Origin of the sequence: Streptomyces sp. 6-11-2 (assembly GCF_006540305.1) — a bacterium.
Taxonomy (GTDB): domain Bacteria; phylum Actinomycetota; class Actinomycetes; order Streptomycetales; family Streptomycetaceae; genus Streptomyces.
Window position 1 is genome coordinate 1,936,486 of record NZ_BJOR01000001.1, and the last position, 13,479, is coordinate 1,949,964.

General features: G+C 70.3%; 14 protein-coding genes and 5 tRNA genes. 3 read left to right on the forward strand and 16 right to left on the reverse strand.

The annotated features are described in order from the left end of the window. Nucleotides 1-51 precede the first annotated feature (51 nt). The 3 genes from TNCT6_RS07955 to TNCT6_RS07965 form a co-directional block, all read right to left on the reverse strand. The gene (locus TNCT6_RS07955) at nt 52-1,209 is read right to left on the reverse strand and encodes a D-alanine--D-alanine ligase family protein (RefSeq protein WP_141357997.1); all 1,158 of its coding nucleotides are present in this window, start codon (nt 1,207-1,209) and stop codon (nt 52-54) included. 115 nt (nt 1,210-1,324) lie between these two features. Further along, complete coding sequence (locus TNCT6_RS07960; protein ID WP_141357999.1) at nt 1,325-2,335, reverse strand: NAD(P)H-dependent glycerol-3-phosphate dehydrogenase; 1,011 nt, start codon at nt 2,333-2,335, stop codon at nt 1,325-1,327. After that, nucleotides 2,332-3,147: a 1-acyl-sn-glycerol-3-phosphate acyltransferase gene (locus TNCT6_RS07965; protein WP_141358001.1), complete on the reverse strand. Its 816-nt coding sequence runs from the start codon at nt 3,145-3,147 to the stop codon at nt 2,332-2,334. Before TNCT6_RS07965 ends, TNCT6_RS07960 begins: the two co-directional genes overlap by 4 nt. Before the next feature lie 200 nt (nt 3,148-3,347). Here TNCT6_RS07965 and cofC point away from each other — a divergent pair, with 200 nt between their 5' ends. Beyond that, nucleotides 3,348-3,986, forward strand: a complete 639-nt coding sequence (gene cofC / locus TNCT6_RS07970; RefSeq protein ID WP_141358003.1) for a 2-phospho-L-lactate guanylyltransferase — start codon at nt 3,348-3,350, stop codon at nt 3,984-3,986. Between the two features lie 9 nt (nt 3,987-3,995). Beyond that, on the forward strand, nt 3,996-4,199 hold the full coding sequence (locus tag TNCT6_RS07975) for a hypothetical protein (RefSeq protein WP_141358005.1): 204 nt from the start codon (nt 3,996-3,998) through the stop codon (nt 4,197-4,199). 131 nt (nt 4,200-4,330) lie between these two features. On the opposite strand, the gene TNCT6_RS07980 is transcribed toward TNCT6_RS07975, so the two are convergent. The 4 genes from TNCT6_RS07980 to leuC form a co-directional block, all read right to left on the reverse strand. Continuing rightward, nucleotides 4,331-4,969, reverse strand: coding sequence for an HU family DNA-binding protein (locus tag TNCT6_RS07980; RefSeq protein ID WP_141358007.1), 639 nt, complete (start codon nt 4,967-4,969; stop codon nt 4,331-4,333). A 136-nt stretch (nt 4,970-5,105) separates the two neighbouring features. After that, complete coding sequence (locus TNCT6_RS07985; protein WP_141358009.1) at nt 5,106-5,336, reverse strand: hypothetical protein; 231 nt, start codon at nt 5,334-5,336, stop codon at nt 5,106-5,108. A 308-nt stretch (nt 5,337-5,644) separates the two neighbouring features. Next, a complete protein-coding gene (gene leuD, locus TNCT6_RS07990; RefSeq protein ID WP_141358011.1) occupies nt 5,645-6,238 on the reverse strand; it encodes a 3-isopropylmalate dehydratase small subunit in 594 nt (197 codons plus the stop codon). A gap of 5 nt (nt 6,239-6,243) precedes the next feature. Beyond that, a complete protein-coding gene (leuC, locus tag TNCT6_RS07995; protein WP_141358013.1) occupies nt 6,244-7,668 on the reverse strand; it encodes a 3-isopropylmalate dehydratase large subunit in 1,425 nt (474 codons plus the stop codon). Between the two features lie 188 nt (nt 7,669-7,856). Here leuC and ndgR point away from each other — a divergent pair, with 188 nt between their 5' ends. Continuing rightward, complete coding sequence (gene ndgR, locus TNCT6_RS08000; protein ID WP_141358015.1) at nt 7,857-8,573, forward strand: IclR family transcriptional regulator NdgR; 717 nt, start codon at nt 7,857-7,859, stop codon at nt 8,571-8,573. Nucleotides 8,574-8,775: 202 nt separating this feature from the next. Here the strand turns inward: ndgR and TNCT6_RS08005 are convergent. The 9 genes from TNCT6_RS08005 to TNCT6_RS08045 all read right to left on the reverse strand — a co-directional run bounded on the left by TNCT6_RS08005 (nt 8,776) and on the right by TNCT6_RS08045 (nt 12,891). Further along, nucleotides 8,776-8,848, reverse strand: a tRNA-Glu gene (locus TNCT6_RS08005). Nucleotides 8,849-8,876: 28 nt separating this feature from the next. Continuing rightward, nucleotides 8,877-8,948: transfer RNA gene (locus TNCT6_RS08010), tRNA-Gln, on the reverse strand. Nucleotides 8,949-8,968: 20 nt separating this feature from the next. Further along, nucleotides 8,969-9,041 (reverse strand) — tRNA-Glu (locus tag TNCT6_RS08015). Nucleotides 9,042-9,103: 62 nt separating this feature from the next. Beyond that, nucleotides 9,104-9,176 (reverse strand) — tRNA-Glu (locus TNCT6_RS08020). A gap of 38 nt (nt 9,177-9,214) precedes the next feature. Further along, nucleotides 9,215-9,286: transfer RNA gene (locus tag TNCT6_RS08025), tRNA-Gln, on the reverse strand. Nucleotides 9,287-9,376: 90 nt separating this feature from the next. Further along, the gene (locus tag TNCT6_RS08030; RefSeq protein ID WP_141358017.1) at nt 9,377-10,111 is read right to left on the reverse strand and encodes an HAD family hydrolase; all 735 of its coding nucleotides are present in this window, start codon (nt 10,109-10,111) and stop codon (nt 9,377-9,379) included. Nucleotides 10,112-10,281: 170 nt separating this feature from the next. After that, complete coding sequence (gene gltX / locus TNCT6_RS08035) at nt 10,282-11,766, reverse strand: glutamate--tRNA ligase (RefSeq protein ID WP_141358019.1); 1,485 nt, start codon at nt 11,764-11,766, stop codon at nt 10,282-10,284. Next, the gene (locus TNCT6_RS08040; RefSeq protein ID WP_141358021.1) at nt 11,759-12,544 is read right to left on the reverse strand and encodes a fumarylacetoacetate hydrolase family protein; all 786 of its coding nucleotides are present in this window, start codon (nt 12,542-12,544) and stop codon (nt 11,759-11,761) included. The genes gltX and TNCT6_RS08040 overlap by 8 nt, the downstream gene beginning before the upstream one ends. A gap of 158 nt (nt 12,545-12,702) precedes the next feature. Next, entirely contained in the window at nt 12,703-12,891 is a 189-nt protein-coding gene (locus TNCT6_RS08045; protein WP_172632828.1) for a hypothetical protein, read from the reverse strand. Nucleotides 12,892-13,479 lie beyond the last annotated feature (588 nt).

A 13,479-nucleotide genomic window follows, 5' to 3' on the forward strand; every position in this document is an offset into this window, starting at 1 on the left:
GTGGGGGCCCCGGGCTCCTGCCGGCACCCGCTGCCCCCTGGGCGCGGGTCCTCAGCGCAGGCCCGTCGAGCGGCGCAGCGCCGCCTGGATCAGCCGGTCCACCAGTTCCGGGTAGCTGATCCCGCTCGCCTGCCACATCTGCGGGTACATCGAGATGGGCGTGAAGCCGGGCATGGTGTTGATCTCGTTGATCACGAACTCGCCGTCCTCGGTGAGGAAGAAGTCCGCGCGGACCAGGCCCTCGCAGGAGGCCGCCTCGAAGGCCTCCACCGCGAGCCGCCGCACCTCGGCGGTCTCCTCGTCGGTCAGCGGGGCGGGCACGACGCCGGGCGTCGAGTCGATGTACTTGGCCTCGAAGTCGTAGTACGCGTGCGCCTCGGGCGGCGGGATCTCGGCCGGTACGGAGGCCCGCGGGCCGTCCTCGAACTCCAGCACCCCGCACTCGATCTCGCGGCCGCGCAGCGCGGCCTCCACGAGCACCTTCGGGTCGTGCCGCTGGGCCTCCTCGACCGCCTCGTCCAGGCCGGAGAGGTCGTCGACCTTGGTGATGCCGATCGACGAACCGGCGCGCGCGGGCTTCACGAACAGCGGCCAGCCGTGCTCGCCGGCGAAGTCGACGATCTTCTTGCGGGCGGCGGACGGGTCCCGCGCCCACTCGCGCGGCCGGATCACCACGTACGGGCCGACCTTGAGCCCGAAGGAGGTGAACACCCGCTTCATGTACTCCTTGTCCTGGCCGACGGCCGAGGCGAGCACGCCCGAGCCCACGTACGGCACGCCGGACAGCTCCAGGAGGCCCTGGAGGGTGCCGTCCTCGCCGTAGGGGCCGTGCAGCACCGGGAAGACCACGTCGACCTCGCCGAGCGCCTTGGGCACCGAACCGGGCTCGCTGTAGACGACTTCGCGGTTGGCCGGGTCCACGGGGAGCACCACGCCGCCCTCGCCGGAGTCCGTGAGCTCCTCGACGCTCGGGGTGCGGCCCTCGGTGATGGCCATGCGCTCCGGCTCGTCGGCGGTCAGGGCCCAGCGGCCGTCGCGCGTGATGCCGATCGGCAGGACCTCGTACTTGGTCCGGTCGATGGCGCGCAGCACCGCGCCCGCGGTGACCACGGAGATCCCGTGTTCGGAGCTGCGGCCGCCGCACACGACGGCCACGCGGGGCTTGCGGGACGGCTGCTCGGGGCTCTGGGGGAGGTTCTCGCTGCTCATATCGCGATGAGAGTACCCGCTGGTATCCACGACGTCAGTGCCCGCATGGGCACCGTAGCTCAGCGTCGCACCGACGGTCGCGCAACGTGATGCGGACGGCCGAACGGCGCCGGTTTCAGCGGCGTTCGGGCTTGGCGCTGCGCGACATCAGCTCCCGGAGGGCCACCACCGGCGGCTTGGCCTCGTGCACGATGCCGACGACGGTCTCCGTGATGGGCATGTCGACGCCGTGCCGGCGGGCCAGATCCAGCACCGACTCACAGGACTTGACGCCCTCGGCGGTCTGCTTGGTGACCGCGATGGTCTCCTGGAGGGTCATGCCCTTGCCGAGGTTGGTGCCGAAGGTGTGGTTGCGCGAAAGCGGCGAGGAGCAGGTGGCCACCAGGTCGCCGAGGCCGGCGAGTCCGGAGAAGGTCAGCGGGTCGGCGCCCAGGGCCATGCCCAGCCGGGTGGTCTCGGCGAGGCCGCGGGTGATGAGCGAGCCCTTGGCGTTGTCGCCGAGCCCCATGCCGTCCGCGATGCCGACGGCCAGACCGATCACGTTCTTGACGGCGCCGCCGAGTTCGCAGCCGACCACGTCGGTGTTGGTGTACGGCCGGAAGTACGGGGTGTGGCAGACGGCCTGCAACCGCCGGGCCACCGCCTCGTCGGTGCACGCGACCACGCCGGCGGCCGGCATGCGGGCGGCGATCTCCCGGGCCAGGTTGGGCCCGGTGACGACGGCGACGCGGTCGGCGCCGACCTTGGCGACGTCCTCGATCACCTCGCTCATCCGCATGGCCGAGCCGAGTTCGACGCCCTTCATCAGGGAGACGAGAACCGTGTCCGGGGCGAGCAGCGGCACCCACTCGGCGAGGTTCGCCCGCATGGTCTGCGAGGGGATGGCGAGCACCGTGAAGTCGGCGTCGCGGGCGGCCTCGGCGGCGTCGGCCGTGGCCCGCAGGTTCTCCGGGAGTTCGACTCCGGGCAGGTAGTCGGGGTTGGTCCGGGTGGAGTTGACCGCGTCGACGAGTTCGGCGCGGCGGGCCCACAGGGTCACCTCGCAACCGGCGTCGGCGAGGACCATGCCGAAGGCGGTGCCCCACGATCCGGTACCGAAGACGGCCGCCTTGACCGGCTTGCTCACGTGCCCTGCCCCTCTTCCTGTACGGATTCCCGCACGGCCGGCCCGCGCTGCGCGGCCGGCACGGTGCTGCCCTGGTTCTGCGACTCGGTGCGGCGGCGCTGCTCGATCCGCTCCCGGCGCGGATCGTACGGCTCGGCGGGCGCCTTCTCGCCGCGGATCTCCTCCAGGCGGCGGGTGATGGCCGCCATGATGACCTCGGTCGCCTCCTTCAGCAGTTCCGGGGTCATCTCCTGGTCGTAGAAGCGGGAGAGGTCCACGGGCGGTCCGGCCAGCACGTGGTGGGTCTTGCGGGGCAGCAGATGGGGCTTCTTGGCGTAGGGCGGCAGCAGTTCGTTGGCGCCCCACTGGGCGACCGGAATCACCGGGCACTTGGTCTGGAGGGCGACCCGGGCGGCGCCGGTCTTGCCGGTCATCGGCCAGCCGTCGGGGTCGCGGGTGAGGGTGCCCTCGGGGTAGAAGGCGACGCACTCGCCGCGCTCCACGGCGTCGATGGCGGCCCGGAACGCGCTCAGCGCGTCCGTGCTCTCGCGGTAGACGGGGATCTGCCCGGTGCCGCGCATCGCGGCACCCACCAATCCCTTCTTGAAAAGCCCGCTCTTCGCCAGGAATCGCGGCACGCGGCCGGTGTTGTACTGAAAGTGGGCGTACGCGAAGGGGTCGACGTGCGAATTGTGGTTCACCACGGTGATAAATCCGCCGTCGGCAGGAATGTTCTCCATTCCGCGCCAGTCCCGCTTGATCAGAACCACCAGTGGCGGTTTGCAGATCACCGCTGCGAAGCGATACCAGAAGCCGATTCTGCGGCGGGGCACGCGGACACCTTCCTCTAGGGCCTGGGGGGCCGCACAAGTGTCGCCCCAGGCCGCCTGTCTGTCGAGAACACCGTACGCCCGCACGTCACCGGGGAGCGCTCTTGGAAGGAGCTTCGCGCCCCTCCCCCTTCCCGGTCCGCCGAACGGTCCGGGGGGACTCCGGGAGACAATGACGACCACACGAGAGGGGCGGAACGCCGGTGCAGTGGACCTTGGTCATCCCCCTGAAGCCCCTGACCCGGGCCAAGAGCAGGCTTTCGGACACCGCCGGCGACGGGGTGCGTCCCGGCCTGGCCCTCGCCTTCGCCGTGGACACGGTGGCGGCCGCGCTGGCCTGCCCCGCGGTGGCGGATGTGGCGGTCGTCACGGACGACCCCGAGGCCGGGCGGGAGCTGGCGGCACTGGGCGCCCGGATCGTCGCCGACGAGCCGCGGGCCGGTCTGAACGCCGCGCTCGCGCACGGAGCGGCGGACGTACGGGCCTCGCGCCCCCGAAGTCCGGTGGCGGCCCTGAACGCCGATCTTCCCGCGCTGCGACCCATGGAATTGGCCCGGGTCCTGGAGGCGGCCGCGCAATTCCCGCGGGCATTTCTCGCGGATTCCGCGGCCATCGGCACCACTTTGCTGGCGGCATCCCCCGGGCATCCGCTGCTCCCGGCTTTCGGCGCCGATTCCCGGGCCCGCCACCGGGCGTCCGGCGCGGTGGAACTGTCCCTTCAGGCGGTGGAATCCGTGCGCCGGGACGTGGACACCGGGCGCGACCTGCGGGCTGCGCTGGCCCTCGGTGTGGGACCGCGGACGGCCGCCGCCGCCGCGCGACTGCCGGTCCCGGGACAGTAGGCTGCCGTCATGCACGCGACCGCATACACGTACGACCCCGAAAGCCGCAGCGGGCAGGTGCTCCTGGACGACGGCACCCCGGTGCCCTTCGACGCGCCGGCGTTCGACGCGGGCGGTCTGCGGCTGCTGCGGCCGGGGCAGCGGGTGCGGATCGAGACCGAGGGCGAGGGGAACGGCCTGCGGATCACCCTGGTGACGCTGCAGACCTTCTGAGCAGGCAGGAAGGCCGTCCGGTCGGCGCGAGAGGCCCTTCCCCACCGGGCGGACCGGGCCGGGCGTGCCCGAACACGCCGCGGGCCGGGCTCCCTCGGGAGTCCGGCCCGGCGCGTGAGTACCCTGCGCCGCTACTTGCCGCGGGCGGTGGTCTTCTTGGCGGTGGTCTTGCGGGCGGTCGACTTCTTGGCGGGGGCCTTCTTGGCCGTCACCTTCTTCGCCGGCGCCTTCTTGGCCGTGGTCTTCTTGGCGGCGGCCTTCGTGGCCGTCGTCTTCTTGGCGGCCGCCGTGGTCTTCTTCGCCGCCGCCGTGGTCTTCTTGGCGGTGGTCTTCTTCGCCGCCGCGGTGGTCTTCTTGGCGGTGGCCTTCTTCGCCGCCGCGGTGGCCTTCTTCGCCGCGGCCTTCTTGCCGACGGCCTTGGCAATGGTGGCGGTCGGGCCGGACAGGCTGCCCTTGGGCGCCTTCTTGACCGCGATGTCGTGCTTCGGGAGCTTCTTCGAGCCGCTCACCAGGTCCTTGAAGCCCTGGCCGGCCCGGAAGCGGGGAACGGAGGTCTTCTTGACCCGCACCCGCTCACCCGTCTGCGGGTTGCGCGCGTAACGGGCGGGACGGTCGACCTTCTCGAAGGACCCGAAGCCGGTGACCGAGACCCGGTCTCCCGCGACGACCGCGCGGACGACGGCGTCCAGAACCGCGTCCACCGCATCGGCGGCCTGCTGGCGGCCGCCCATCTTGTCGGCAATCGCTTCTACGAGCTGCGCCTTGTTCACGTCTTCCCCTTCGGAGACCTTGCCGGAACGAAAGTGTTCAAGCGTTTTCGCACGTTAGGCAGATATATACCGCAAATCAAACACGAAACGGGCTAATCACCCTTGTGCCGCAACGGACTCGACAGCCTCGGGCTGTTCAGCCTTCCCCGCCGGGGATTCGCCCCTGGTCGAGGTCTGCCGTGAACCGCTCCAGACGCCTTGTCGCACCGGCGAGATCGTGCTTGGCCGCGGCCGTAATGACCAGCAGCTTCCGGGTCAGCGCCATCCGTACGCTCTCCGGGACTTGCAGTGCGCGCACCCTTTCGTGCGCTTCCTTGAGCTGGGCCGCGACCGCCGTATAGAGCTCGAGTTGGCCGTCGTTGTCCATGCACAGATTGTGCCATCTGGGGCGAGTTGTCGCCTGCGCTGGGGGGCAACTGACGCCTGTGACGGCCATCCGGGCGGCTGCGGCGGGCGGGGGCCGGAACCTCGTCTACCCCAGCAATAACCCGCTTAACGTGGGAAGTTGAGTGCCTCGACGGCGGCGCGCCGGGTGGTACGGGCGCCAAAACGGCTGTACCCCCGATCGCCTCGATCGGGGGTACAGCGGGGTCGTACGGTGGCCGAAAGTCGACTTGTCACAGCGCCGGGGGGCGGTGTCCGGCTGGGCGGCCGGTCATCGGCCGGGGCCCTGGATCAGACCGGCAGGGTGCGCGGCTTGAAGGCCGGGCGCTTCGCCTCGTAGGCGGCGATGTCGCTCTCGTTCTGGAGGGTGATGGAGATGTCGTCCAGGCCGTTCAGCAGCCGCCAGCGGGAGTTCTCGTCCAGCTCGAAGGAGGCGGTGATCCCCTCGGCGCGCACCTCGCGGGCGACCAGGTCGACGGTCACCTCGGCCTCGGGGTCCTTCTCGGTGAGCTCCCACAGCGCGTCCACGACCTTCTGGTCCAGGACCACGGTCAGCAGACCGTTCTTCAGCGAGTTGCCCCGGAAGATGTCCGCGAAGCGGGAGGAGATCACGGTCTTGAAGCCGTAGTTCTGCAGCGCCCAGACGGCGTGCTCGCGGGAGGAGCCGGTGCCGAAGTCGGGGCCGGCGACCAGAACCGTGGCGCCGCGGCGCTCCGGACGGTTGAGCACGAACTCGGGGTCCTTGCGCCAGGCCTCGAACAGCCCGTCCTCGAACCCGTCGCGGGTGACCTTCTTGAGCCAGTGGGCGGGGATGATCTGGTCGGTGTCGACGTTGCTGCGGCGCAGCGGGACGGCCCGGCCGGTGTGGGTGGTGAAGGCTTCCATGATTCTCAGACTCCAGCGGGCGTGGGGGCGTCGGACAGGTCGGCCGGGGAGGCCAGGTGGCCGAGGACCGCGGTGGCCGCGGCGACCTGCGGGGAGACCAGGTGCGTGCGGCCGCCCTTGCCCTGCCTGCCCTCGAAGTTGCGGTTGGAGGTGGAGGCGGACCGCTCGCCGGGGGCCAGCTGGTCGGGGTTCATGCCCAGGCACATGGAGCAGCCCGCGTGCCGCCATTCGGCGCCGGCCTCCTTGAAGACCACGTCCAGGCCCTCGGAGACGGCCTGGAGGCCCACGCGCGCGGAGCCGGGGACGACCAGCATCCGTACGCCGTCGGCGACTTTGCGGCTCCGCAGGATCTCGGCGGCGGCGCGCAGGTCCTCGATGCGGCCGTTGGTGCAGGAGCCTACGAAGACGGTGTCCACACCGATGGAACGCAGCGGCTGTCCGGCCTCCAACCCCATGTATTCCAGGGCCTTTTCGGCGGCCAGGCGCTCCGATGCGTCTTCGTACGAAGCCGGGTCGGGGACGGCGGCCGAAAGCGGCGCGCCCTGGCCGGGGTTGGTGCCCCAGGTGACGAACGGGGACAGTGCGGCGGCGTCGATGACGACCTCGGCGTCGAAGACGGCGTCGTCGTCCGTGCGCAGGGTCTTCCAGTACGCCACGGCGGCGTCCCAGTCCTCGTCCCGGGGGGCGTGCGGGCGGCCCTGGAGGTAGGCGAAGGTGGTCTCGTCGGGGGCGATCATGCCCGCGCGGGCGCCGGCCTCGATGGACATGTTGCAGATGGTCATCCGGGCCTCCATCGAGAGCTTCTCGATGGCGGAGCCGCGGTACTCCAGGACGTAGCCCTGGCCGCCGCCGGTGCCGATCCTCGCGATGATCGCCAGGATCAGGTCCTTGGCCGTGACGCCCTCGGGCAGTTCGCCCTCGACCGTGATCGCCATGGTCTTCGGGCGGGCCATCGGCAGGGTCTGGGTGGCGAGCACGTGCTCGACCTGGGAGGTGCCGATACCGAACGCCAGCGCGCCGAAGGCGCCGTGCGTGGAGGTGTGCGAGTCACCGCAGACCACGGTGGTGCCCGGCTGAGTCAGGCCCAGCTGCGGTCCCACCACGTGGACGACACCCTGCTCGACGTCGCCCAGCGGGTGCAGCCGCACCCCGAAGTCGGCGCAGTTCTTGCGCAGCGTCTCCAGCTGGACACGGGAGACGGGGTCCGCGATGGGCTTGTCGATGTCGAGGGTCGGGGTGTTGTGATCCTCGGTCGCGATGGTCAGGTCGAGCCGGCGCACGGTTCGGCCGCTCTTGCGCAGGCCGTCGAAGGCCTGGGGGCTGGTCACCTCGTGCAGCAGGTGCAGATCGATGAAGAGGAGATCGGGCTCGCCCTCGGCGCGCCGGACGACGTGGTCGTCCCAGACCTTCTCCGCGAGTGTCCTACCCATCGCTTTCCCTCCGGCCGGACGCCAAGGGCGCCGGCCCAACTAGAGATCTTGAGGATGCGGCACCCGCGCCCCCCTCCGGGCGTCCGCCGCCGAGCCCGTCGGTCCACGGGCCGCCATGACTTCCAGAGTGGCGTGTTCCACGGAAAATTGAACTTGCGTTTCACAGAGTGAGACGCAAGTATCGTTGCATGGACAACAGTAGCGGCGTCGGCGTTCTGGACAAGGCAGCCCTTGTCCTGAGCGCTCTGGAGTCCGGTCCGGCCACCCTCGCGGGCCTGGTCGCGTCCACCGGACTGGCACGACCCACGGCCCACCGGCTGGCCGTGGCGCTGGAACACCACCGCATGGTGGCGCGCGACATGCAGGGCCGGTTCATCCTCGGCCCGCGCCTCGCGGAACTGGCCGCGGCCGCGGGCGAGGACCGTCTGCTGGCCACCGCCGGGCCGGTGCTCACGCACCTGAGGGACGTGACGGGCGAGAGCGCGCAGCTCTACCGCCGCCAGGGCGACATGCGCATCTGCGTCGCCGCGGCCGAGCGCCTGTCCGGCCTTCGGGACACCGTCCCGGTCGGCTCCACGCTCACGATGAAGGCGGGCTCCTCGGCCCAGGTCCTGATGGCCTGGGAGGAGCCGGAGCGGCTCCACCGCGGCCTCCAGGGCGCCCGCTTCACGGCGACGGCCCTGTCGGGCGTACGGCGCCGCGGCTGGGCCCAGTCCATCGGCGAGCGCGAGCCGGGCGTCGCGTCCGTCTCCGCGCCCGTCCGCGGCCCCTCGAACCGCGTGGTGGCCGCCGTCTCGGTCTCCGGCCCCATCGAGCGCCTCACCCGCCACCCCGGCCGCATGCACGCCCAGGCGGTCATCGACGCCGCCGCGCGCCTGTCCGAGGCCCTGCGCCGCTCCGGCTGACGCGAGAAACCGCGAGGGCCGGCCTCAACGCCGCGGCAGGCCCTTCCGGCAGCCGACTCCCCCACCCACCGACCCACCGACCGGCTCCGGTCGAGACCCACGACGAGCAGGCACCCGCCCCTGCGCAGCCCACGGGGGCGGGGAGCGGGAACTCTGCGGAAACGCCGAAGGGCCCTCCCGAGGGAGGGCCCTTTCGACTGCGTACCCCCGACCGGATTCGAACCGGCGCTACCGCCTTGAGAGGGCGGCGTGCTAGGCCGCTACACAACGGGGGCGTGGACACTGCGTTTCCGCAGGTCCGAGCTGGTCTACCTGGACTCGAACCAAGACTAACTGAACCAGAATCAGTCGTGCTGCCAATTACACCATAGACCAATGATGGTTTAGACCAGTCGTACCCCCGACCGGATTCGAACCGGCGCTACCGCCTTGAGAGGGCGGCGTGCTAGGCCGCTACACAACGGGGGCCCTAGCGATCCTGCATCGGAAACAACGGGTGCGACCCGGATTGTCCCCGCGAGAAGGATCTGTACCCCCGACCGGATTCGAACCGGCGCTACCGCCTTGAGAGGGCGGCGTGCTAGGCCGCTACACAACGGGGGCCTGCGGATAAAATCCGCGGTGCAGATGAGCTCTGCGAGCTGGCCTACCTGGACTCGAACCAAGACTAACTGAACCAGAATCAGTCGTGCTGCCAATTACACCATAGGCCACTGAAAAGCAAGATCTTGTGGGGATCCTGTTTTAGTGTTGCACCCGCGGTTCCGGACCTTCGGCCCGCGCCCCGCGGCGCAGGAAGAACATTACCTGAAGGTGGACGGGGCTCCAAAACGAGTATCGGAGCCGAGGATCGCGGGCAGTTCGGCGAGCGAAGTGATCCGGTGCCGGCCCGCGCCGTCGTGGTCTCCGGCGTGCCGGCCCGCGCGGTCGATCCAGACCGACAGCAGCCCGGCCCCGGCGGCGCCCCGCCCGTCGATCTCCGGGTGGTCGCCGACGTACGCCACCTGGTGCGGGCCGAGTTCCAGTACCTCGCAGGCCGCGTGGAACGCCCGCGGCTCCGGCTTGGACACCCCGAGTTCGGCGGCGCACAGCACGGTCTCGAAGCGGTCGCGCACGCCGAGGGCGCGCAGCTTGCGCTCCTGGACGTGGATGCTGGAGTTGGACAGCACGGCGTGCCGGTGGCTGGCGGCGAGCGCGTCCAGGACGGGCAGCACGTCCGGGAAGAGCGCCCAGGCGGCCTCGTAGTGGCCCAGGTAGCGCTCGAACCACGCGTCGGTGTCGCCGTCGGTCAGCTCCGGCCGGGCGAGGAAGTCCCGCACCCGGTCCCGCCGCTGCTCCTCGAAGGTCGCCTCCCCCGCCGAGAACCGCGCCCACTGCGCGTCGGTGATCCGCCGCCAGTGGGCCAGGGCCTCCTCCGCGGTCCCGTACCCGTCCAGCTGTCCCTCGGCCACCAGGTGCGCCCGCATGCCGGCCCGGTCGGCGGTCGTGTAGTCGAAGAGGGTGTCGTCGACGTCCCACAGGACCGCTCTGATCGCCATGTCACCGACGGTACCGTCCGGACCGCCGCGCGGGGGCGGTCCGCTGAAAGATCCGTTCCCGGCAGGCGGTGCCGAACGCCGAGGGGCGGCACCCCGGCCGGGTGCCGCCCCTCGCGCGTACCTGTGACAGCCGTACCTGTGACGGCCGTATCCGTGTCAGCGCCGCACGCTCACGCCGCCAGCTTCGCCAGCGCCGCGTCGATGCGGGCCAGGGTCCTCTCCTTGCCCAGGATCTCGAGGGACTCGAAGAGGGGCAGGCCGACCGTGCGGCCGGTGACGGCCACGCGGACCGGGGCCTGGGCCTTGCCGAGCTTGAGGCCGTGGGCCTCGCCGGCGGCCAGGACGGCCTCCTTCAGGGAGTCGGGGGAGGTCCAGTCGGCCGGCTCCAGCTTCTCCCGGGCGGTGCGGAGCAGGGCGTCCGAGCCCTCCTTCATCGCCTTGGTCCAGCTCGGCTCGTCGAAGACCGGCTCGGTCAGGAACAGGAAGTCCACGTTGTCCGTGATCTCGGACAGGACCTTCAGACGCGTCTGCGCCTGCGGGGCGATCGCCTGCCACTTGGTCTCGTCGAAGTCCTCAGGGGCCCAGCGGGCGAACGGGGCCTGGAGCCAGGGACGGCAGCGCTCGGTGAAGTCCTTCGCGTCGAGCAGCCGGATGTGGTCGGCGTTGATCGCCTCGCACTTCTTCAGGTCGAAGCGGGCCGGGTTGGGGTTCACGTCCGCGATGTCGAAGGCCGCGACCATCTCCTCGACGGAGAAGATGTCCCGGTCGGCGGAGAGCGACCAGCCGAGCAGGGAGAGGTAGTTGAGCAGGCCCTCGGGCAGGAAGCCGCGCTCGCGGTAGAGGTTCAGCGACGACTGCGGGTCGCGCTTGGAGAGCTTCTTGTTGCCCTCGCCCATCACGTACGGCAGGTGGCCGAAGGACGGGATCTCCTTGGCGATGCCCAGTTCCATCAGCGCCTTGTACAGGGCGACCTGGCGCGGGGTGGAGGAGAGCAGGTCCTCGCCGCGCAGGATGTGGGTGATCTCCATGAGCGCGTCGTCGACCGGGTTGACCAGGGTGTACAGCGGAGCGCCGTTGGCGCGGACGATGCCGTAGTCCGGGACGTTCTCCGGGGTGAAGGTCAGCTCGCCGCGGACCAGGTCGGTGAAGGTGATCGTCTCGTCGGGCATGCGGAAGCGGACGATCGGCGCCCGGCCCTGGGCCTTGTACTCCTCCACCTGCGCGGCGGTCAGGTCGCGGCAGTGGCCGTCGTAGCCGGACGGCTTGCCGGCCGCGCGGGCGGCCTCGCGGCGGCTGTCCAGCTCCTCCTGGGAGCAGTAGCAGTGGTAGGCGTGGCCTGCCTCGAGCAGCTTGTGGGCGACGTCCTGGTAGATGTCCATGCGCTGCGACTGCCGGTACGGCGCGTGCGGTCCGCCGACCTCGGGGCCCTCGTCCCAGTCGAAGCCCAGCCAGCGCATCGCGTCGAGCAGCTGGTTGTAGGACTCCTCGGAGTCGCGGGCCGCGTCGGTGTCCTCGATGCGGAAGACCAGAGTGCCCTGGTGGTGCCGGGCGAACGCCCAGTTGAACAGGGCGGTGCGGACCAGGCCCACATGGGGGTTACCGGTGGGGGACGGGCAGAAACGGACGCGTACGGGGGAGTCGGATGCGCTAGCCACGCTTGACAACCTTGTTGGTGAGAGTGCCGATGCCTTCGATGGTGACGGCGACCTCGTCGCCGACGTTGAGGGGGCCGACCCCAGCCGGGGTGCCCGTGAGGATCACGTCGCCGGGGAGCAGCGTCATGGCCTCGGAGATGTTGACGATCAGATCCTCGATCGGGTGGATCATCTCGCTGGTGCGCCCCAGCTGCCGCTGCTCGCCGTTGACGGTGAGCTGGATGGTCAGGTCGGCCGCGGCGGTGAGGTCGATGTCCGTCTCCACCCAGGGGCCGAGCGGGCAGGAGGTGTCGAAGCCCTTGGCCCTGGCCCACTGCTTCTCGCGCCGCTGCACATCGCGGGCGGTGACGTCGTTGGCGCAGGTGTAACCGAAGATCACGTCCTTGACGCGCTCGCGCGGGACCTCGCGGCACATGCGGCCGATGACCACGGCCAGCTCGGCCTCGTGGTGCAGCTCCTGGGAGAAGGAGGGGTACTGGATCGGGTCGCCGGGGCCGATCACCGAGGTGGACGGCTTGAAGAAGGCGAACGGCGCGTCGGGCACCTCGTTGCCGAGTTCGCGTGCGTGCTCGGCGTAGTTGCGGCCGAAGGCCACGACCTTGTTGGGGAGCACCGGCGGCAGCAGCCGTACCTTGCTCAGCGGCACCCGGGTGCCGGAGAGCTCGAAGTCCGCGAACGGGATGCCCTTGATGATGTCGAGGACGAGTTCGTCCGGCTTGTCGCCCTCGACCGCGCCGAAGGCGACGTTCCCGTCGATGGAGAACCTGGCGATGCGCACGGGTTGCTTGGCCCCTTGACTGAAGCGGCTGGAGTCTGACGCTCCAGGCTAACGCGGCCGGGACCCCGGACCTCGCGCCATTACGGCGCACGGGGCACGAAGGCGGGGCGCCCCGAGTGCGGGACGCCCCTGGATCTCCGGCGTGGCCGAAGCGCGTGCTACTCCGCGACGGCGGCCGCGACGGGCGCCTCCATGAGGACCGTGCGCCGGGGGTTGGCGGTCTGCCCGGGGAGGGAGACGGAGTGCTCCGGCTGCTCCGGCGTCGACAGCGCGTCGGCTCCTTCGAGGTGCATCAGCGTCGTGCGCCGGGGGTTGGCTATGGTGCGGAACATCATCGTCGTCTTCACGGTTGTACGAGACCTTGTCGTCTTCGGGCACCGGGAGGTCCGCATGACCCCCGCGCGGGCGCCGGTTGTCGGATTTGCCATCCCTGTAAAGCGTCAGGCTAAACATTCAATTCCCGGCCGAAGACGTGAAGAGCCCGTGATGTCGGTGTGAGTTTGCTCACGAACGCCTCGGCAATCCAGACAATTCATGAGCGCGTTCCCTGCCGCCGAATCGGACATTGACCCACTGAAGCCATCATTCCGCTCCCGATCATGGCGACTGGGACACCTCAAGTGACTCGCGGGTACGTAGCGAAATGTCCCCTATACGGGAGATCACTTTCCACATCAGGTAATCCGTCACTCACGGGCTGTCACGGAGGTCACAGCCTGGTCCACATGCCTTGTTGGAGATCCGGCACTGTGCTGGAATGCCACGGACCGCTGCAGGATCGAGCCGGCGCGCAGGGGGCGCAACGCAGCGCCGAGCGGCGGTGAGAAGGGGGAACCAGCGCCGGTCACTCACGACCATCCGGGAAGCGTGTTCAGGGCGCTTCCCACAACGCCGACACCGTCCTTCCGCTCGCGCGGAGGGGCGCCTGGTCCAGA